This is a genomic window from Streptomyces sp. NPDC093546 (genome assembly GCF_044765045.1).
In the GTDB taxonomy this organism is placed as follows: Bacteria; Actinomycetota; Actinomycetes; order Streptomycetales; family Streptomycetaceae; genus Streptomyces.
In genome coordinates this window covers 141,446-160,702 of record NZ_JBIWJG010000006.1, presented here as the reverse complement: position 1 = coordinate 160,702, position 19,257 = coordinate 141,446, and the positions used below count along the sequence as shown (strand labels likewise).

Annotated in this window: 13 protein-coding genes and 1 tRNA gene; 4 read left to right on the top strand and 10 right to left on the bottom strand. The window is 72.8% G+C overall.

Going from position 1 to position 19,257, the window contains the following annotated elements:
• Positions 1-82: 82 nt before the first annotated feature.
• The 3 genes from ACIRNI_RS15730 (at position 83) to ACIRNI_RS15720 (ending at position 5,430) form a co-directional block, all read left to right on the top strand.
• Entirely contained in the window at positions 83-2,212 is a 2,130-nt protein-coding gene (locus ACIRNI_RS15730; RefSeq protein ID WP_403552202.1) for an NHLP family bacteriocin export ABC transporter peptidase/permease/ATPase subunit, read from the top strand.
• Between the two features lies 1 nt (position 2,213).
• The gene (locus ACIRNI_RS15725; RefSeq protein ID WP_403551927.1) at positions 2,214-5,066 is read left to right on the top strand and encodes an NHLP bacteriocin export ABC transporter permease/ATPase subunit; all 2,853 of its coding nucleotides are present in this window, start codon (positions 2,214-2,216) and stop codon (positions 5,064-5,066) included.
• A 127-nt stretch (positions 5,067-5,193) separates the two neighbouring features.
• Positions 5,194-5,430 (top strand): hypothetical protein, encoded by a 237-nt coding sequence (locus ACIRNI_RS15720; RefSeq protein WP_403551926.1) that lies wholly within the window; start codon positions 5,194-5,196, stop codon positions 5,428-5,430.
• Positions 5,431-5,554: 124 nt separating this feature from the next.
• Here the strand turns inward: ACIRNI_RS15720 and ACIRNI_RS15715 are convergent.
• Positions 5,555-5,642, bottom strand: a tRNA-Leu gene (locus tag ACIRNI_RS15715).
• A gap of 195 nt (positions 5,643-5,837) precedes the next feature.
• Between ACIRNI_RS15715 and ACIRNI_RS15710 the strand changes: the two genes are divergently transcribed.
• Complete coding sequence (locus ACIRNI_RS15710; protein WP_403552201.1) at positions 5,838-7,136, top strand: DUF2254 domain-containing protein; 1,299 nt, start codon at positions 5,838-5,840, stop codon at positions 7,134-7,136.
• 13 nt (positions 7,137-7,149) lie between these two features.
• Here ACIRNI_RS15710 and ACIRNI_RS15705 read toward each other — a convergent pair whose 3' ends face one another.
• From ACIRNI_RS15705 to ACIRNI_RS15665, 9 genes are all read right to left on the bottom strand, one after another.
• A complete protein-coding gene (locus ACIRNI_RS15705; RefSeq protein ID WP_403551924.1) occupies positions 7,150-8,199 on the bottom strand; it encodes a sugar phosphate isomerase/epimerase family protein in 1,050 nt (349 codons plus the stop codon).
• Positions 8,200-8,246: 47 nt separating this feature from the next.
• Complete coding sequence (locus ACIRNI_RS15700; protein WP_403551922.1) at positions 8,247-9,626, bottom strand: nucleotide pyrophosphatase/phosphodiesterase family protein; 1,380 nt, start codon at positions 9,624-9,626, stop codon at positions 8,247-8,249.
• Positions 9,623-10,792 carry a metabolite traffic protein EboE gene (eboE, locus tag ACIRNI_RS15695; protein WP_403551920.1) on the bottom strand — a complete coding sequence of 390 codons (1,170 nt, stop codon included), beginning with the start codon at positions 10,790-10,792 and terminating at the stop codon, positions 9,623-9,625. The genes ACIRNI_RS15700 and eboE overlap by 4 nt, the downstream gene beginning before the upstream one ends.
• Positions 10,793-10,804: 12 nt before the next feature.
• Positions 10,805-11,653 carry a TatD family hydrolase gene (locus tag ACIRNI_RS15690; RefSeq protein WP_403551918.1) on the bottom strand — a complete coding sequence of 283 codons (849 nt, stop codon included), beginning with the start codon at positions 11,651-11,653 and terminating at the stop codon, positions 10,805-10,807.
• A complete protein-coding gene (locus tag ACIRNI_RS15685) occupies positions 11,653-12,276 on the bottom strand; it encodes an EboA domain-containing protein (protein ID WP_403551916.1) in 624 nt (207 codons plus the stop codon). The genes ACIRNI_RS15690 and ACIRNI_RS15685 overlap by 1 nt, the downstream gene beginning before the upstream one ends.
• On the bottom strand, positions 12,273-13,145 hold the full coding sequence (locus ACIRNI_RS15680; RefSeq protein ID WP_403551913.1) for a sugar phosphate isomerase/epimerase family protein: 873 nt from the start codon (positions 13,143-13,145) through the stop codon (positions 12,273-12,275). The genes ACIRNI_RS15685 and ACIRNI_RS15680 overlap by 4 nt, the downstream gene beginning before the upstream one ends.
• The gene (locus ACIRNI_RS15675; RefSeq protein WP_403552200.1) at positions 13,142-14,068 is read right to left on the bottom strand and encodes an SCO3242 family prenyltransferase; all 927 of its coding nucleotides are present in this window, start codon (positions 14,066-14,068) and stop codon (positions 13,142-13,144) included. The genes ACIRNI_RS15680 and ACIRNI_RS15675 overlap by 4 nt, the downstream gene beginning before the upstream one ends.
• Positions 14,069-14,106: 38 nt before the next feature.
• Positions 14,107-15,222: an inositol-3-phosphate synthase gene (locus ACIRNI_RS15670; protein ID WP_403551911.1), complete on the bottom strand. Its 1,116-nt coding sequence runs from the start codon at positions 15,220-15,222 to the stop codon at positions 14,107-14,109.
• A gap of 73 nt (positions 15,223-15,295) precedes the next feature.
• Positions 15,296-19,000: a ThuA domain-containing protein gene (locus ACIRNI_RS15665; RefSeq protein ID WP_403551909.1), complete on the bottom strand. Its 3,705-nt coding sequence runs from the start codon at positions 18,998-19,000 to the stop codon at positions 15,296-15,298.
• Positions 19,001-19,257: the final 257 nt, after the last annotated feature.

Genomic DNA, 19,257 nt, shown 5'->3' with positions numbered 1-19,257 from the left:
GCGCCGCGCCCGGCCGACGCCCAAGGGGCGCAGGCCCACGGTCCAGAGGCCCAAGGCCGTCCGCACGCCGACCGTCCTCCAGATGGAGGCCGTGGAGTGCGGCGCCGCCTGCCTCGCCATGGTGCTCGCGCACCACGGGCGGCACGTGCCGCTGGAGGAACTGCGCATCGCGTGCGGTGTCTCCCGCGACGGCTCGCGGGCCAGCAACGTCCTGAAGGCGGCGCGCGGCTACGGACTCCAGGCCAAGGGCATGCAGATGGAGCCGGCCGCCCTCGCCGAGGTGCGGGCGCCCGCCATCCTCTTCTGGGAGTTCAACCACTACGTCGTGTACGACGGCATGGGACGCCGGTTCGGCCTGTTCGGGCGCCGGGGCGTGCACATCAACGACCCCGACAAAGGCCGCCGTTTCGTCTCGATGGAGGAGTTCGACACCAGCTTCACCGGGGTGGCCCTGGTCATGGAGCCGGGCGAGTCCTTCCGGCGGGGCGGGCGCAGGCCGGGCGTGCTGCGCGCCGTGCCCGCGCGGCTGCGCGGTACGACCGGCACCCTGTTGGCCGCGCTCCTCGCCAGCCTGCTGCTGGTGGCGGTCGGGGCGGCGGTGCCGGCGCTGAGCCGTACGTACATCGACATGTTCCTGATCGGGGGGCAGAGCTCGGTACTCACGCCGCTGTTCGCGTCGATGGCCGCGATGGTCGCGCTCACCGCCGTGCTGACCGGGCTGCAACAGGCGAACCTGCTGCGCGGGCGGATCATCTCCTCCACGCTCGGCAGCGCCCGCTTCTTCCGGCACCTGATGCGGCTGCCGGTGACCTTCTTCGCCCAGCGCAGCCCCGCCGACCTGGTCCAACGGCTCCAGTCCAACGACGCGGTGGCCGAGACCCTGGCGCGGGACCTCGCCGCCGCCGGCGTGGACGGCATCGTGGTCGTCCTGTACGCGCTGCTGCTGTGGACGTACGACCCTCAGCTGACGGTGGTGGGCGTGGGGATCGCGCTCCTCAACGTGGTGGCGATGCGGATAGTGATCCGGTTGCGTGCGACGCACACCCAGAAGCTGCGCGCCGACAGCGCACGGCTGACGAACACCTCGTACACCGGCCTCCAGTTGATCGAGACCATGAAGGCCACCGGCGGCGAGAACGGCTTCTTCCGCCGCTGGGCCGGGCAGCACGCCACCACCCTGGAGGTGCAGCAGAGGCTCGGCGTGCCGAGCGCGGTCCTCGCGGTGGTCGCGCCCACCCTCGCGACGCTCAACAGCGCGCTGATCCTCTGGATCGGCGGGCTGCGCGCGGTCGAGGGCCATATCTCCATCGGCCTGCTGGTCGCCTTCCAGGCGCTGGTGACGCGCTTCACCGCTCCCCTCACCCGGCTCAACGGAGTGGCGGGCCGCATCCAGGACTTCGCGGCCGACGTGACGCGGCTCAAGGACGTCGAGAACTTCCCCGCCGACACCCTCTACACGCGCGTGGAGGCGGATACGAGCACCCGCCGCCTCAAGGGGCACGTGGAGCTGGAGGACATCACCTTCGGCTACAGCCCGCTCGACAAGCCGCTGCTGACCGGCTTCTCGCTGACCGTCGGCCCCGGGCAGCAGGTGGCGCTCGTCGGCGGCTCCGGCAGCGGCAAGTCCACCGTCTCCCGGCTGATCTCCGGTCTGTATGCCCCGTGGGAGGGCACGATCCGCATCGACGGGCAGCGTCTGGAGGACATTCCCCGCAGTGCGCTGGCCGCCTCCGTCTCCTTCGTCGACCAGGACGTCTTCCTCTTCGAGGGCACCGTCCGCGACAACGTCGCCCTGTGGGACCCCTCCATACCGGACGAGGCGGTCATCGCCGCGCTGCGCGACGCCGCCCTGTACGACGACGTGATCGCGCGGCGGCCGGAGGGCATCCACAGCCGCGTCGAACAGGACGGGCGCAACTTCTCGGGCGGGCAGCGGCAGCGGCTGGAGATCGCCCGGGCGCTGGTGCGGCGGCCGTCGATCCTCGTCCTCGACGAGGTGACGAGCGCCCTGGACGCCCGGACCGAAGAGGTCATCATCGACAACCTGCGGCGGCGCGGCTGCGCGTGCGTCGTCATCGCCCACCGGCTGTCCACGGTGCGCGACAGCGACGAGATCGTGGTGCTGGACCACGGCACGGTCGTCGAACGCGGCCGCCACGAGGAACTGATCGCCGCCGGCGGCGCGTACGCCGAGCTGGTACGGGAGCGCTGACGTGTCCCTTCCCCCCGTGGTCGGTCACGACCCCGTCACCCACGCCCTCGGCGGGCTCGGCACGCCTGTCGACTGCACCGGTCTGCGCAGTGTGCACTTGGAGGGCCCGCACGTGCTGTGGCTGGTCGTCGGCGGCGGCCTGGACCTCTTCGCGGTCGACGCGGCGCAGCAGGGCAACTGGCACTTCCTGGGCCGGCTGGAGGCGGGCAGCCTGCTGCTCGGCCCCGTCGAGGGCCCGCAGCACACGCTGGTCGGCCGCCCGACCCAGGACTGCGCGCTGCGCCGCGTCGCGCTGCGGGAGCTGCACGGAAGCGACGGGTACAGCTCGTACGACCCGTATGCGCCGCACGGTTCGTACGGTTCCTACGGTGAACAGAGCCCCTTGGAGCAGGCCTTCGCGCTCGGTACGGCCCGCAGTCTGGGCGTGCTGTTCGAGGCTCCGCTGGACGGGCGCCCGGCCGCCGAGGAGGGGGAGGCGGTCGCCGACGACGACATGCTGTGGATGCCGGTGCCCCCGGGGAGCGTCCAGTACGGCGCCGCGTACGGCGCGGACGCGGCAGGCGATCTGCTGGTGGACGGCGGCCTGTGGCAGCAGATGGTCAACCAGCAGTACCGGCTGCTGTCCGCCGTGGACCGCTGGATCGAGCAGTCGGAGCGGGCGCACGAGGACCGGGCCGCGGCCGGCATCCGGGCGGGCGAGGCCGTCCGGGCGCGGGCGGACCAGGCACTGCTGGCGTCCATCGGCGGCCCGGACCGCGGCGGGCGGAAGTCCGGTGCGGGGGGCGGCGCGAGCGACGACGCCACGTACGCCGTGTGCCGACGGGTCGCGCGGGCGGCGGGGATCACGCTGGCCGACGCGGTGCGGAGCGACGGTACGGCCGACGAGCGGATGGGTCCCGTCGAGCGCATCGCGGTCGCCTCCCGCGTCCGCACCCGCGCGGTCCGGCTCGACGGGGAGTGGTGGCGCACGGACGCCGGGCCGCTCGTCGGCCACTGGGCCAGGTCGGGGGCGCCGGTGGCGCTGCTGTGGCGGCGCGGCCGGTACGAGGCGGTGAACCCGGCGTCGGGCCTGCGGATCCGGCTCGGCGCTCAGAAGGCGGCCGAACTGGAGCCGCGTGCGGTGATGTTCTACCGCCCGCTGCCCGACCGGCCGCTGACGCCCTGGGGGCTGCTGCGGTTCAGCATGCGCGGCACCGTCGGCGACGTACGCAACCTGGCCCTCGCCGGTCTGGTGACCGTGTGCCTGGGGGCGCTGGTGCCGATCGCGACGGGCAAGGTGCTCGGCTCGTACGTCCCGGCGGCCGAGAAGAGCCTGATCACGCAGGTGTCGCTGGCCGTCATGGTCACCAGTGTGGTGTCCGCGGCGTTCATGCTGCTGCAGAACCTCACGCTGCTGCGGATGGAGGGCCGCGTCGAGAGCGTGCTGCAACCGGCCGTGTGGGACAGGCTGCTGCGGCTTCCGACGCGCTTCTTCACCGAGCGCTCCACGGGTGAGCTGGCGAGCGCTGCCATGGGCATCAGCGCGGTCCGCCGCGTGATGACCGGCGTCGGGCCGGTGGCCCTCCAGGCGTCCACGATCGGCGCCATGAACCTCGTGCTGCTGTTCTGCTACAGCGTGCCGCTGGCGCTGGCGGCGATCGCCATGCTGCTGGTCATCGGGGTGGTCTTCCTGGGGCTGGGGCTGTGGCAGGTGCGCTGGCAGCGGCGGCTGGTGGAGTTGGGCAACAAGCTGAACAACCAGGCCTTCCAGACGCTGCGCGGGCTGCCGAAGCTGCGTGTGGCGGCGGCGGAGAGCTTCGCGTACGCGGCGTGGGCGCGGGAGTTCGCCCGCTCGCGCGAGTTGCAGCAGCGGGCGGGCCGGATCAGGAACATCACCACCGTCCTGGACGCGGTGTACCTGCCGCTCTGCTCGCTCATCATGTTCATGCTGCTGGCGGGCCCGGCGCGGGGCTCCATGTCGGCGGGCGCGTTCCTGACGTTCAGTACGTCCGTGACGATGCTGCTGACGTCGGTGACGCAACTGACCGGGGCGCTGGTGTCGGCGGCGGCCGCGCTGCCGCTGTTCGAACAGATCAAGCCGGTGCTGGACGCGGCCCCGGAGGTGCGCGGCTCCACGGCCCAGCCGGGCGTGCTGTCGGGCGCCATCGAGGCCCGTAACGTCTCCTTCCGGTACGCCGACGACGCGCCGCTCGTCCTCGACGACGTGTCGCTCGCCATCCGCCCGGGCGAGTTCGTGGCCGTCGTCGGCCCGAGCGGCTGCGGCAAGTCGACCCTGCTGCGCCTGCTCATCGGCTTCGACAGGCCGTCCTCCGGCAGCGTGCTGTACGACGGCCAGGACCTGGCCGCGCTGGACCAGGCGGCGGTGCGCCGCCAGTGCGGGGTCGTCCTGCAGAACGCGCAGCCGCTCACCGGCTCGATCCTGGACTGCATCTGCGGCGCGGAGACCTTCTCGCAGGAGGAGGTCTGGGCGGCCGCCGAGATGGCGGGCCTCGCGGAGGACATCAAACGCATGCCGATGGGGCTGCACACGATGATCGCCGGCGGCGGCGCCATCTCGGGCGGCCAGCGCCAGCGGCTGATGATCGCCCAGGCGCTGATCCGCCGCCCGAGGATCCTCTTCTTCGACGAGGCGACCAGCGCCCTCGACAACGAGACGCAGCGCATCGTCATCGACTCCACGCGGCGCCTGAACGCCACGCGCCTGGTGATCGCCCACCGGCTGTCCACGGTCATGGACGCCGACCGGGTGATCGTCATGTCGGCGGGCCGCATCGTGGAACAGGGCCCGCCGGCCTCCCTGCTGGCGACACCGGGGGGCCATTTGCGTGAATTGGTATACCGTCAGATGAGCTGACTGGACCGCCCTCGAAAGGGTGGGCTTCGGCCCGCCTAGCGCACGGAAGCAAAGGCCTAGGGGAACCCCTGTCTTCGAATCCCGCCCGGGCCCACCGGGCGGAGCTCCCTGCGATCCGGAGGAACAGATGCTCAAGAAGGCCCTCGCCTGCGCGGCCCTCGTGGCCGCCGCCACGGCACTCGGCACCGTCCCCGCCGCCGCGTACGGCGACAAGGACGACCATGCCTGCGACACCACCTGCCAGGCCGGCTTCTGGTCGGGTGAGTGGAAGAAGGGCAAGTTCCACCACCTGGAGCACGACAGCGGTGACACCATCACCAGCGGCGGCTTCCACAAGGGCGAGTTCCTCGGCGCCCGCTGGTAGCCCACCCCCGCTGCAGGAAGCCGCCAGGGGCGAGGGGTGACCTCGCGTCTGGCGGCTCCGGAAAACGTCCGGGAAAAGCGTCCGGGAAAAGCGGAAGACCCCTGATCGCATCAGGGGTCCCAGCTGGTGTCCGAGGGGGGACTTGAACCCCCACGCCCGATAAAGGGCACTAGCACCTCAAGCTAGCGCGTCTGCCATTCCGCCACCCGGACAAGGTGTCTGCCGTTTCGCGGGGTGTTCCCCGCGGCGACATGGATAACTCTACCAGGGGTTTGAGGTGCCCTTCACCCGCATATCCCGTGGTCAGGCGGGTGGGGCGGCTCGTCGGCGGGGTCGTCGCGGCGACACACACACCGCGTCGCCACGGGTGTACGGAGCGTGCGGATAGCGTGCGGGGCGTGAGCTTTGTGTCGGAACACCGCAGGCCCCGCGTGCTGTCACCGCTGAGGGAGCATCTGCGGGACACCTTCTGGTTCGCGCCGACCGCCGGGCTGGTGTGCGCGTTCGTGCTCTGGGCGGCGGCCGCGACGGCCGACGCCGCGATCGTCGACCTGCTGCGTGAGCGGCGGGCGTACGACGACATCGGTGACCTCACGGCGATCGCCGAGGACGCGAAGACGATCGTCACGACGGTCAGCCAGGCGATGCTGACCTTCATCGGCGTCGTCTTCAGCATTTCCCTGGTGGCGGTGCAAATGGCCGCCGGGCAGCTCACGCCCCGGGTGGTGCGGATCTTCGTACGGAGCCGGATCAGCAAGCTGACGCTGACGGTGTTCCTGTCGACGTTCCTGTTCTCGCTGCTGGTGATGACCTCGTACGAGAGCGAGGCGGAGCCGGAGCGGGTCACGGCGGTGCCGCTGGTGCAGTCGGTGGTCACGCTGATGCTGGTGGGGCTCAGTCTGCTGCTGTTCATCGCGTACGTCACGACCACCTTGCGGATGATGCAGGTCGGGCCGGTGGTGGACCGGATCACCCGGGAGGCGCTGCGGGTGCTGGCGCGGCAGCCGGCCGGGGGGACGGAAGGGGTGGCGCTGCCGCCCGAGACCGGCCGGGTGGCGCACCGGGGGCGGGCCGGGGTGCTGCGGGATGTGCACGTGGCACGGCTGGTGCGGGCCGCGCGGCGGCGGGGCGCGGTGCTGCGGCTGATCCCGCGCATCGGGGACTACGTGGTGCCGGGTACGCCGGTGCTGGCGGTGCACGGCGGTCGGCCGCCGGACGCGGGGATCTTGCGGTCGGCCGTGTCGGTGGGGGTGGACCGGATCTTCCACCAGGACGTGGCGTTCGGGCTGCGGCAGCTGGTGGACATCGCGCTGCGGGCGATGTCGGCGGCGGTGAACGATCCGACGACCGCGGTGCAGTGCCTCGACCGGATCGTGCAGTTCCTGGCGGTCGTCGCGGCGCGGCCGCTGGGGGCCGTGGTGCACCGCGACCGGCGGGGAGCGGTGCGGCTGGTCCAGGCCTTGCCGGACTGGGAGGACATGGTCGATCTCGGGTTCGCGGAGCTGAGGGCCTGCGCGGCGGGCAGCCCCCAGGTCACGCGGCGGATGCTGGCCGGGCTCGACGATCTGCTGCTGCTCGTGCCGGAGGGGCGGCGGGAGCCGCTGCTGCGCCACCGCGCGCTAGTGGAAGAGGCGGTGGCGCGTACGGTGGCGCAGCCCGCCGACCGGGCGTTCGCGCTGGAGCCCGACCGGCAGGGCATCGGGTAGGCGCCCTGACCTGCTAGCAGTCCTTCTCGCGCAACGAGTGGAGGTGGGCGCTCGACTTGCGGGCGAAGGTGAAGGACTCGACGGGGTTGTCGTGTTCGGCCTGCCAGTGGTGGTCGCGGCGGCCGCCGGGGGTGCGGGTGACCGCCGAGATGAAGCGCTGGTAGTCGATGTCCCCGTCCCCGACGTCCACCATCCGGTAGCCGTCGCGGGCGGAGTCGTCGCGCTCGCCGTCCTTGACGTGGAAGAGCGGATAGCGGTCGGGCTGCCGCAGCACGTAGTCGAGCGGGTCGAAGGGGGCGGGGGTGCCGTCGGCGCGCTTGCCGAACCGGAACCGGCCCGCGTAGGCCCAGTAGATGTCCATCTCCAGGTAGACGAGCTCGGGGTCGGTTTCGGCGAGCAGGACGTCGTAGAGGCGTACGTCGGGGCGGTCGGTGGCGAAAGAGAACTCCTCGGCGTGGTTGTGCTGGTAGAACTTCATGCCGCGCTTCCTCGCCTCGGCGCCGTAGTGGTTGAACTCCTCGGCGCAGCGCTTCCAGCCGTCGACGGTGGCGCCGTAGCGCCAGGGACCGGAGGCGGTGCCGATGTGCTTCAGGCCCAGGGCCTGGGCGTCGTCGAGGACCTTGGTGAGGTTCTGCGCGAAGGTGTACGCCTTCGGGTCGGAGGAGTAGTAGCCGACGTGGCTGCCGATGGCGCGCAGGCCGTGGTCGCGGGTGAGGCGTTTGAGTTCCGAGAGGGTGATGGGGCCGGCGGAGCCCTGGGTGTAGCCGGCGTACTCGACCTCGTCGTAGCCGTGGCGCCGGAGCTCTTGGAAGACGGGGCCGAAGCCGAGGGTGGAGACCTTGTCGCGCAGGGAGTAGAGCTGGATGCCGAGCCGGCCGGGGGGCAGCACGGGTCGGCCGCGACCACTGCCGGTGGCGGTGGCGGTGGCTTCGGCGGCCGAGGCGGCGGTCGTGGTGGTGCCGAGGAGCGCGGCGGCGGCGGCGCCGGCGGCGACACCCAGCATGGTGCGTCTGCTGAGGCGGTGGGCGAGCTCGGGGTCGGTGGTCCGGGTCGTGCGCGGCATGTGGATAACTCCTCGTTGTCAGTGGCGTCTGCTTCACTGAGGTCAGGTCAGTGGAGACCGGCGAGTCGAAGCAGCAGGGACTTCACATCGGTGGCCGCGACGCGGCCCGATACGGCGCGGGGGGTGGAGCACACGATGAGCGGACCTTCGTCATCGCTCGTGGGGAGGCGGCCGTGGCTGCCGCGAATAGGTGAGGGGTCGAGGGGCACCACCGCCAGGCGGTAGCGCATGCCCAGTTTCTTGCGGGCGATCGCCGTGGCCGCCTTGAGCCGTACGTACGGGTCGAGGGGGTCCATGAACAGCTCGACGGGGTCGTAGCCGGGCTTGCGGTGGATCTCGACGAGCCGGGCGAAGTCGGGGGCCTGGGCGTCGTCGAGCCAGTAGTAGTACGTGAACCAGGCGTCGGGCTCGGCGATGGCGACGAGTTCGCCGGAGCGCGGGTGGTCGAGGCCGTGGGCCTTCTTGCCCTCGTCGTCGAGGAGCCGGTCGAGGCCGGGCAGGCCGGCGAGGGCCTCGCGGGTGGCGGCGAGGTCCTCCGCACGGCGTACGTAGACGTGGGCGAGCTGGTGGTCGGCGACGGCGAAGGCCCGGGAGGCCGCGGGGTCGAGGTACTCCATGCCGTCCTGGGTGTGGACTTCCAGCAGGCCGGCGCGGCGCAGGGCGCGGTTGATGTCGACGGGCCGGGTCACGCGGGTGATGCCGTACTCGGACAGGGCTACGACGGTGCGGCCTTCGGTCAGGGCGTCGTCCAGGAGGGGGGCCATGACGGTGTCGAGGTCGGTGGCGGCCTGGTGGGAGCGCGGGTCGTCGGGACCGTAGCGCTGGAGGTCGTAGTCGAGGTGCGGGAGGTAGCACAGGGCGAGGTCGGGGGTGCGGGTGCGGAGGATGTGGCGGGTGGCGTCGGTGATCCACCGGCTGGAGACGATGTCGGCGCCGGGCCCCCAGAAGTGGAAGAGGGGGAAGGTGCCGAGTTTCTCGGTCAGTTCGTCGTGGAGGGCGGGCGGGCGGGTGTAGCAGTCGGGTTCCTTGCGGCCGTCGGCGTAGTAGATGGGGCGGGGGGTGACGGTGATGTCGGTGTCCGCGCCCATGGCGTACCACCAGCAGATGTTGGCGACGGTGTAGCCGGGGTGGGCGCGGCGGGCGGCGTCCCAGAGCTTGTCGCCGGAGACGAGCCGGTTGTGCTGGCGCCACAGCAGGACGTCGCCCAGTTCGCGGAAGTACCAGCCGTTGCCGACGATGCCGTGTTCGGAAGGGAGGGTTCCGGTGAGGAAGGTGGACTGGGCGGTGCAGGTGACGGCGGGCAGGACGGTGTCGAGGGGGGCGTGGGAGCCGGTGCCGGCGAGCCGCTTGAGGTGCGGCATGTGGTCGAGGAGCTGGGGGGTGAGGCCGACGACGTCCAGGACCAGGAGGGGGGTGGGGCGCGTCATGGGAGTTCCTTGAGGCCGAGGTCGGTGAGGAGGTCGCGGGCCAGGGTGAGTTCGGCGGCGATGCCGTCCGTGAGTCGGCCGCGGGTGCGGGGGCGCAGCTCGGGCGGCAGGGCCTGCCAGGTGTAGGTCTCGACCTCCAGGTGACGGGTGTGCGGGGCCGGGCCGCCGACGAGCCGTGCCAGGGCGTCGCGGAGTACGGGGAGGGTGGAGGTGAGCGGCGGGGCGGGCGGGCTGTGCAAGGGGACGTGGAAGTGGGCGCGCCAGGGGGCGCCGTCGGGGAGGGTCTCGCCGTCGAGCGCCTGGGGAAGGTCGTCGGTGCCGCGCAGGCCGGCGGCGGTCCGGGTGCGGGTCTGGTGGAGGAAGCGGGGCTCGGCGAAGGCGGCGAGTGCCGCGCGCACCTCGGGAAGGTGGGGGTGTTCGGCGTGCAGGGCGGCGGACAGCTGGGCCTTGGGAATCGGGATGCCGGCGGCGACGAGGGCGTCGAGGGCGGTGTGCGGGTCTTCGAAGGAGGTGGCGAGATGGCAGGTGTCGACGCAGACGCCGACGCGGGCGCTGGATACGCCGGTGAGCGGGCCGATCGCGTCGGCGGTGGTCTCGATGGTGCAGCCGGGCTCCGGTTCGAGGCCGATGCGTACCGACTTCCCGGTGAGTTCCTCGAGGGCGTCCAGGCGCTCGGCGAGGGTGGTGAGGGCGGCGCGGGCGGTGTCGGCGGCCGCGGTGTCGAAGGGGGTGCGCCAGGCGATCGGCAGCGTGGAGACGGACCCTTCGGTTACGTCGTCGGGGAGGAGCGCGGCGAGGAGACGGGCCAGGTCGGTGGTGTGGGCGAGGCGCTCGGGCCGGGTCCAGTCGGGCTGGTAGACGCGGTACTTGACCTCCTGGGCGCCGAAGCCCTCGTACGGGAAGCCGTTGAGGGTGACGACCTCCAGGCCGCGCCGGTCGAGTTCGGCGCGCAGGCCGCGGAGGGCGGCGGGGTCGGTGGTCAGCGCGTGGGCGGCGTTCTTGGCCAGCCAGAGGCCGATGCCGAGGCGGTCGCGGCCGAGGCGCCTGCGGACGGGTTCGCAGTGGTCCCGCAGCTGGGCGAGGACGCCGTCGAGGGTCTCGGCGGGGTGGACGTTGGTGCAGTAGGCGAGGTGGATGGTGGAGCCGTCCGGGTGGCGGAAGCGCATGACCGGCTCCTCTCATTCCCCGCCGCGGAGGATGGAGTTGCCCTCGTGGAGGGGGCCCGGATCGGGGAGGTCGAGTTGGAGGCGTCCGCTGAGGCCGTAGAAGGCGACGGGATTGCGCCACAGGACCTGGTCGACGTCGTCGGGGGTGAATCCGGCGGCGAGCATGGCGTCGCCGACCTGGCGGGTCTTCAGCGGATCGCTCCTGCCCCAGTCGGCGGCCGAGTTCACCAGGACCCGCTCTGTCCCGTACGCCTTGAGGATCGCGACCATGCGCTCCTCGTCCATCTTGGTGTCGGGGTAGATGGAGAAGCCGAGCCAGGCGCCGCTGTCAGTGGCCTCCTTAACGGTGGTCTCGTTGAGGTGGTCGAGCAGGACCCGCTGCGGGGGGAGGTGGGATTCACGGACGACGTCGAGGGTGCGGCGCAGTCCGGCGAGCTTGTCGCGGTGCGGGGTGTGGACCAGGGCGGGCAGGCCGTGGTCGGCGGCGAGCTGGAGCTGGGCGGCGAGGGCGGTGTCCTCGGCGGGGGTCATGGAGTCGTAGCCGATCTCGCCGACGGCGACGACGGAGTCCTTGACGAGGTAGCGGGGCAGCTCGTCGAGGACGGGGGTGCAGCGGGGGTCGTTGGCCTCCTTGGGGTTGAGGGCGAGGGTGCAGTGGTGCGCGATGCCGTACTGGGCGGCGCGGAAGGGCTCCCAGCCGAGCAGCGCGTCGAAGTAGTCGAAGAAGCTGGCGGGCGAGGTGCGGGGCTGGCCGAGCCAGAAGGAGGGTTCGACGAGGGCGCGGACCCCGGCGTCGTACATCGCCTGATAGTCGTCCGTGGTGCGGGAGGTCATGTGGATGTGCGGGTCGAAGATGCGCATCAGGACTCCTCCGGGGGGACGGTCAGGGCGAGGGCGCGGTGGAGGTCGGCGGGGACGGGGCGGCCCGCGGCGGTGCGTTCGGCGGCGTAGTCGGCGAGCATCCGGGCCAGTTCGGCGTCGCCGCGGGCGCGCTCGGGCAGGGCGGCGACGGCGTCGAGCGGGACGCCGGTGAAGAGGCACTTGAGGACGGCGTGGCGCCACGGGTGCGGGGGGAGGTGGGCGGCGGCGTACGGGCCGACGGCGGCGGCGACCAGCCGGGTGTCGTGGGTGCGCAGGGCGTCCTCGACCAGGGGCAGTGCCTCCGGTCCGGAGACGAGCGAGGGGAGCGCGAGCAGGACGGCACGTCGCTCGGCGGCGGTGCCGTGGTGGTAGAGGCGGGTGAGGGTGTCCGTGTCGGCGCGGGCCTCGTGGAGGAGGAGGGTGCGTACGGAGTCGGCGTGTTCCTGTCCGCAGTGGCGGCCGGCGGAGGCGAACCGCAGTTCCCAGGAGGGCGGGCCGCCGGCGGGGCCGGGGCGCGGCGCGGGGGCGGCAGCAGCGTGGGCGGCTTCGGCGAGGGCCTCGTCCAGCCAGGCGCGGGCGGCGCCGCCGAGCAGGTCGTCCAGTTCCTTGCGGATCGGCGTCACGGTGCCGGCGCTCCCTTCGTGAGGAACTCGATGGACGCGCGGGCGAGTTCGGGTCCCGCGTGGGAGTGGCGGGGCAGTTCGACGACGGTCAGGCCCTGGTAGCCGGTGGCGGTGAGGGCTGCCAGGACGGGCGGGAAGTCGATCTCGCCCTCGCCGAACGGCAGGTGCTCGTGGACGCCGCGGCGCATGTCCTCGATCTGGACGTGGCGCAGCCAGGGCGCGGCGGCGCGGACGCAGTCGGCGGGTGGCGCCGGCTCCAGGCACTGGCAGTGGCCGATGTCGAGGGTGAGACCGAGGAGGTGGGGAGCGGGGTCGCCGAGGGTGCGGCGCAGGTGGTGGAAGTCGTCGAGGGTGGCGAGGAGGTGACCGGGCTCGGGTTCGACGGCGAGGGGGACGCCGACAGCGGCCGCGGCGTCCAGGACGGGGGTCAGCGACTCTTCGAGCCGCTTCCACGCGGTGGTGGTGGACGTGCCGTCGGGGGTGGTGCCGCTGAAGCAGTGCACGGCGTGGGCGCCTAGGTCCGCGGCGACCCGCACGGCACGCAGCAGCAGCCGGGTGCGGGCGGCGCGCCCGTCCGGGTCGGGGTCCAGCAGGGACGGGCCGTGCTTGCGGCGCGGGTCCAGGACGTAGCGGGCGCCGGTCTCGACGGTGACGCCCAGGCCGAGTGCGTCCAGGCGGCGGGCGACGCGGTCGGTGCGGGCGGCGAGGTCGGGGGCGAGGGGGTCGAGGTGCATGTGGTCGAGCGTCAGTCCGACGCCGTCGTACCCGAGGTCGGCGAGCAGGGCGAGGGCGTCGTCGAGACGGAGGTCGGTGAGGCCGTTGGTGCCGTAGCCGAAGCGGAGGCCCGTGGGGGTGGGGGCGGCGGTCATGTGGGGCTCACCTTCCGTGCGAGCGCCCGGGCGAGCGGGGCGAGCCCCAGGACGGCGAGCCCGGCGCCGGGGGCGCCGCCGCGGGCGGTGAGCGCGGCCTGGAGCGGGATCATGGCGCGGATGCCGCCGCCGACGGCGCGTTGGGTGAGGGGTGGTGAGGGGTTGAGCGCGGCGTGGAGGAAGGGGGCGGCAGCGGTGCGGAGGTAGGTGGCGGCGGTGAGAGCGGTGACGAGTGCGGCGCCGCGCCCCGCCGCGCCTGGGGCGGTGGGCCCCGGGCGGGGGCTGCGGGCCGCGAGGGCCGCCAGGGCCGTGGTCGCCGCGAGGGCGGCGAGCGGGGTCGCCGTCGAGCCGCCGTGCGTCTCGTGGCGGGAGACCGCCGTCACCGCGTAGGTGTGCGCCCCCAGCGCGGCGGCGGACGGCAGCGCGGCCCGCGCCGCCCGACCCGCCGCCCAACCGGCGGGGCATGCCGTCGCCGTCGCGCCGAGGAGGAGGTCCAGGGCGCGGGCCGTCGCCATGGTGGCAGGGGCCCCGGGGGTGTGCTTGAGGTGGAGGTCGTAGGACCAGACCGCCGCCGCCAGGGCCGATGCCACCGCGAGGGGGGCGCGGCCCGCGCGGGCGGCGAGGGCCAGGCCCGTGGCGGTCAGCGCCGCCGAGGCGGCCAGGGCGGCGCGCGGGGTGACGCGCCCCGACGGGAGGGGGCGGTGCGGGCGGTCGCGGGCGTCCTCGTCGCGGTCGGCCCAGTCGTTGAGGGCCATGCCCGCCTCGTACAGGCACAGCGAGGCGCCGGCGGCGAGCACGGTGCGCCGGTTCGGGCGCAGGCCCGCCGCCGCGGCGCCCGCGAGCGCGTCGCCGGGCACGCTGAACAGCGCGGAGACGCGCAGGAGTTCCGCCCACGCCCGCGCGCCCGAGCCGCCACCGCCCAGGAGCGCCGCCCGCACGCGTGCCACCGGCCCCTCGGCCCTCACCGGGCGTTCCGCAGGCGGGTCGCGAAGGCGAGGAGCGCCGCGTACTGGTCCGCGAGGGCCGCGGGGCCCGCGCCGGGGTCCTTGAAGTAGAAGCCCAGTTCGGGCAGGGGCCCCGACAGGCCGGCCTCGTGGGCGCGGGCCAGCAGGCGGGCCAGGTCCAGGATCAGCGGGGCGGCGAGGGCGGAGTCGCAGCCCTGCCAGATGGTCTGGAGGATCATCCGGGAGCCGAGGAAGCCGTCGAAGGCGATGTGGTCCCAGGCGGTCTTCCACTCCCCCAGCGCCGGGACGTCGTCGATGTGGACCTCGCCCTCCGGGGCGCGGCCCAGGGTCTCGGCGAGGACCCTTTCCTTGCCGGCGTTCTTCGCGGCGGCGGCCGCCGGGTCGGCCAGCGCCGCGCCGTCGCCGCCGCCCAGCAGGTTGGTGCCGGACCAGGCCCGTACGGACAGGGCACGCTGCACGAACATCGGGGCAAGGACGGAGCGGAGCAGCGTCTGGCCCGTCTTGCCGTCCCGGCCCGCGTGCGGCAGGCCGCTCGCGGCCGCGGCGTCGGCGAGCGCCGGGGCGCGCAGCCCGGTGGAGGGGGTGAAGTTCACGTAGGCGCAACCGGCCCGCAGGGCGGCGGCCGCGTACAGGGAGCTGGGCGGCAGCCGTACGTCGTCGGGGCCGGGTACCGGCTCGGTGGAGGCGACGTTGACGACGACCGTGCGGGCCAGGCCCCGACGGGCGGTGAAGTCCACGAGGTCGGCCGCGAACGTGGCGATGAGCTCCTCGTCGGTGCGCGTGTCGCCGGCCGCCGGGCCGCCGGGGCGGATCTCCGCGTCGGCGGCGGAGAGTTCCGTCCGCACGGCGGCCGCCAGGCCGTGCGGCAGGACGCCGGCCGCCGTCAGCTCCTCCGCCCGTTTCGGCAGCGGGCACGCCGCCGTGTCGTGGCCGCCGAAGACGAGCGAGGTGAGGGCGGGCAGCCCACAGTCCAGGAAGGGTGGCGTTTCGGTGACCATGCCCGTCGGTGGGTGCAGTCCCGCGGCGACCGCCGCGCATCCGGCCACCGCGGTCGTGGCGACGGAACCTCGCGCTCCGACGAGCCAGACCCCGACTCGTTGTTCAGCGGACATGGCCGGCCTCCTCCATGGGGTGTGTGGAAGGCGGCGGGCGGGGGGTACGGCGCCTCCCCGCCCGCCGCCGGCTTCAGGTCAGCTCCTTGAGCTGGATGTTGCGGAAGGACACCTGGTCCTCGGCTCCGTGGTTCTGCAGGCCGATGTGACCGTCCTTCAGACTCCGCTCCGGGTCCGTGTTGGTGAAGTCGTTGATCTTCACGCCGTTGAGGAAGACCTGGAGACGCTCGCCCCGGACGCGGATCTCATAGCTGTTCCACTGGCCGGGGGGACGGAGGACCTGGTCGCGGGCCTTGATGTTCGCCGACTTGAAGCCGTAGACGGCCCCGGTCGTACGGTCCGCGGCGTCCGTCGCGTCGATCTGGATCTCGTAGCCCTTGGTCACGGCCGACCAGGGGTCGTCGGAGGCCGGGAAGCCGACGAAGACACCCGAGTTGTCGTCGCCCTCCGCCTTCCAGTCCAGCTTCAGCGAGTACGACGCGAGCGACCTCGCCTGGTACCACAGCAGCCCCATGCCGCCCTCGGTGCGCAGCTCTCCGTCCACGACCGTGAAGCTGCCCGGTCCGGCCTGCTTCCAGCCCTCCAGGGTGTGCCCGTTGAAGAGGTCCCGGTAGCCGGTCCGGGGCGCGCAGTCCGCGCGGACCTGGCCGGTGGCGTAGCGCAGGCCGCCCAGCAGGTGCTGCCGGAAGGCGGGCTCGGCGTAGGACTCGGCGGTGTGGCCGCCTCCGGTGTAGAAGGCGCGGCCGCCTTCGTAGCTCTGGCACCAGGCGATCGGGTGGTCGCCCTTCATGGTGCCGCCCTGATAGGTGGTTTCGTCGAGGGTGGCGAGGACGCGGGCCTGGCCGCGCGGGTTGGTGCGGTAGTTGTACCACTCGTCGTTCCGCTCCCAGCCGGCCGCCGGAAGGTGGGCGGTGGCCGGGTGGTCGTGGTCCTCCACCCGCACCGTGGCGGGCTGGATCCGCGGGTGCGAGGCGAAGTACGCGCCGACGAGCCCGCCGTAGAACTCCCAGTCGTACTCGGTGTCGGCGGCCGCGTGGACGCCGACGTACCCGCCGCCCGAGGCGATGTAGTGCTCGAACGCCTTCTGCTGCTCGGCGTTCAGCACGTCGCCCGTCGTCGAGAGGAAGACGACCGCGTCGTACCGCGCGAGGTTGCTGGTGGTGAACTGCCGCGCCTCCTCAGTCGCGTCGACCGTGAGGTTGCTGGTCGCGCCCAGCTCCTTCAGGGCGGCGACCCCGGCCGGGATGGAGTCGTGGCGGAATCCCGCCGTCTTGGAGAAGACCAGGACCCGCTTGGCGGTCCGGTCCACCGGAGTGTTCGACAGCTCGAAGTCGTCCACGTCGTACAGGGCTCCCGTCCCGCCCTTGAACACCAGGAACAGCTCGGTGGTCCGCTTCGGCACGGACCGCAGGGGTACGTCGACGTCCTGGAAGGTCTCCCAGCCGCCCGTCACCGGCACCGGCGCGGAGCCGAGCAGCGTGCCGGTGGCCGACCCGGCGCGTACCTCCAGGAAGCCGCCCGCGCCGCCGGAGGAGATCCGGGCGGTGAGCTTGGTGGTACCGGCGAGCAGATAGGGCTTGAAGGAGATCCAGTCACCGTCGTCGATGTCACCGACCGTCCGGCCGCCGTGCGCGGTGGCCTTGTCGTACGTCCGGATCCCCGACTGCGCCGAGAAGTGCTCGGCCTGCCGGTGGCGCGGCTGCAGCTGCGCCTGGTCGTGGCTGGTCAGAGCGGCCTGGCCGCCGCCTCCGCCGTCGGTGTACTCGGCGTCGAGGACGCCGAAGATGTTGGCGTTCGGGTCGTGCCCGCCGTCCGCCGACGTCTTGATGGTGCCCGAGCAGCCGTGCGCCGACGTCACCGGGTGGCCGTGGCTGTCGTGGCCGAGAATGTACGTCACCTTGACCTTGGCGCAGTCGATCGTGCCGTCCTCCGGGTCGGTGACGGTCACCTTGAAGGGGATCTCGTCCCCGAAGGCGAACAGCGCTCCGTCCTGCGGGAGGTCGAGCGTCACCTTGGGGGCCGTGTTGCCGACGACCACGCGGACTCCGGCGGATCCGGTCCGTCCGGTCGGGTCGGTGGCGGTCACGGTCGCGGTGTAGGTGCCGTTCTTCCGGTACGTGTACGTCGGATTCGCGGCGGTCGACGTACCGGTGCCGTCGCCGAAGTCCCAGCGGTAGGTGAGCGCGTCGCCGTCGGCGTCCGCCGTGCCCGCCGACGAGAAGGCGACCCGCAGCGGCGCCTTGCCGGAGGTCTTGTTGGCGGATGCCTCGGCGACCGGCGAGCGGCCGCCGGTGGCGTTCTCGATGCGGTACAGACCCGCGTTCTCGTCGCCGCCGAACCAGGCGGTGCCGTAGTCGAGGACGTACAGGGCCCCGTCCGGGCCGAAGGCCATGTCCATCACCTGGGTGCCGGTCCACGGGACCGGGTTGATGGACTGCACCGCTCCGTCGGCGCCGTGCTCGATGCGCTTGATCCAGCGCCGCCCGAACTCGCCGGCGAAGAAGTCCCCGTCGAAGCTTTCCGGGAACTTCACCGGTGACGTGTTCGCGGGGTCGTGGCGGTAGACCGGTCCGCCCATCGGGGACTCCGAGCCGGAGCCGAACTCGGGGAGCGAGCCGCCGTCGTACGGGATCCACGCGGGCTCGGCCGGCGGCAGGTCGACGAGGCCGGTGTTGAGCGGCGAGTCGTTCCTGGGCGCGGCGCAGTCGAAGGCGGCGCCCGAGACCTTGGTGGCGAAGTCGTAGTCGACGTACGGGTCGTTGTCGCCGGTGCAGAAGGGCCAGCCGAAGTTGCCGGGCTTGGTGACGCGGGCGAACTCGACCTGGCCGGCGGGGCCGCGCGCGGGGTCGGCGGCGCCCGCGTCGGGGCCGTAGTCGCCGACGTAGAGCACGCCCGTCTTCTGGTCGACGCTGAAGCGGAAGGGGTTGCGGAAGCCCATGGCGTAGATCTCGGGCCGGGTCTTCGCCGTGCCGGGGGCGAAGAGGTTGCCGGCCGGGACGGTGTACGAGCCGTCGTCGGCGACCTTGATGCGCAGGATCTTGCCGCGCAGGTCGTTGGTGTTGCCGGAGGTGCGGCGGGCGTCGTACGCGGGGTTGCGGCCGGGGCGGTCGTCGATCGGGGTGTAGCCGTCGGAGGCGAAGGGGTTGGAGTCGTCGCCGGTCGACAGGTACAGGTTGCCCTGCGCGTCGAAGTCGATGTCGCCGCCGACGTGGCAGCAGATACCCCGGGTGGCCGGGATGTCGATGACCTTCTTCTCGCTGGCGTTGTCGAGCGTGCCATCCGCCTTGAGGGTGAAGCGGGAGAGACGGTTGACGCCCTCGTACGTCGCGAAGTCGGCTGCCGTGCCGTCGTTGGGGGCGTCCCCCGGCGGGGTGTCGAGCGGGGGCGCGTAGTACAGGAAGATCGCGCGGTTCCGCGCGAAGCCGGGGTCGAGGGCGATGCCCTGGAGGCCCTCCTCGTCGTGGGAGTAGACCGGTACGGTGCCGATGACCGTGGTGTTGCCGGCGGCGTCGGTGCGCCTCAGCTCGCCGCTGCGCGAGGTGTGCAGCACACTGCGGTCCGGCAGTACGGCGAGCGACATCGGTTCGCCGACCTCTTCGCCGCCCTTGGCGAGGGTGACCTGCTGGAACTGCTCCTCGGCGGACGCGGTGCCGGTGACCGCGCCGGAAGACGGTGACGCACCGGGGGGCGACGCGCCGAGGGTGAACGACGTCAGGGCGAGCAGGCCGCCGGTGAGGAGTGCGAGGGCCTTGCGCCCTCCGAGCCGTTTTCTGTGCACGAATGTCCTCCGGAAAGGGCCGGTCGTACGGGGCTCACGGGTCGTACGTATCGAGGGGCCGGGGTCGTCCGGGGACCGGCGTGCGCCGTCACGCTGGTCACGTCGTGTGGTGTCGTGTCCTGTACACCTCAGGGACCGTAGCGGGGTTGGTCCTGCGCCGAAAGCCCTTACGCGGCACTTCGGTTGGACTTTCCCCCGGGGCAGGACAAAGCCCGGCGCGGGCAGGCCTAACCGGCCCGACGGCCTCCCGGCGATCG

Excerpts from the sequence above, each read along its gene's own strand:
- ACIRNI_RS15680 (WP_403551913.1), bottom strand. The coding sequence starts at position 13,145 with ATGACCGCCGCCCCCACCCCCACGGGCCTCCGCTTCGGCTACGGCACC.
- ACIRNI_RS15705 (WP_403551924.1), bottom strand. The coding sequence starts at position 8,199 with ATGCCGCGCACGACCCGGACCACCGACCCCGAGCTCGCCCACCGCCTC.
- ACIRNI_RS15700 (WP_403551922.1), bottom strand. The coding sequence starts at position 9,626 with ATGACGCGCCCCACCCCCCTCCTGGTCCTGGACGTCGTCGGCCTCACC.
- ACIRNI_RS15670 (WP_403551911.1), bottom strand. The coding sequence starts at position 15,222 with ATGTCCGCTGAACAACGAGTCGGGGTCTGGCTCGTCGGAGCGCGAGGT.
- ACIRNI_RS15720 (WP_403551926.1), top strand. The coding sequence starts at position 5,194 with ATGCTCAAGAAGGCCCTCGCCTGCGCGGCCCTCGTGGCCGCCGCCACG.
- eboE (WP_403551920.1), bottom strand. The coding sequence starts at position 10,792 with ATGCGCTTCCGCCACCCGGACGGCTCCACCATCCACCTCGCCTACTGC.
- ACIRNI_RS15690 (WP_403551918.1), bottom strand. The coding sequence starts at position 11,653 with ATGCGCATCTTCGACCCGCACATCCACATGACCTCCCGCACCACGGAC.
- ACIRNI_RS15730 (WP_403552202.1), top strand. The coding sequence starts at position 83 with ATGGAGGCCGTGGAGTGCGGCGCCGCCTGCCTCGCCATGGTGCTCGCG.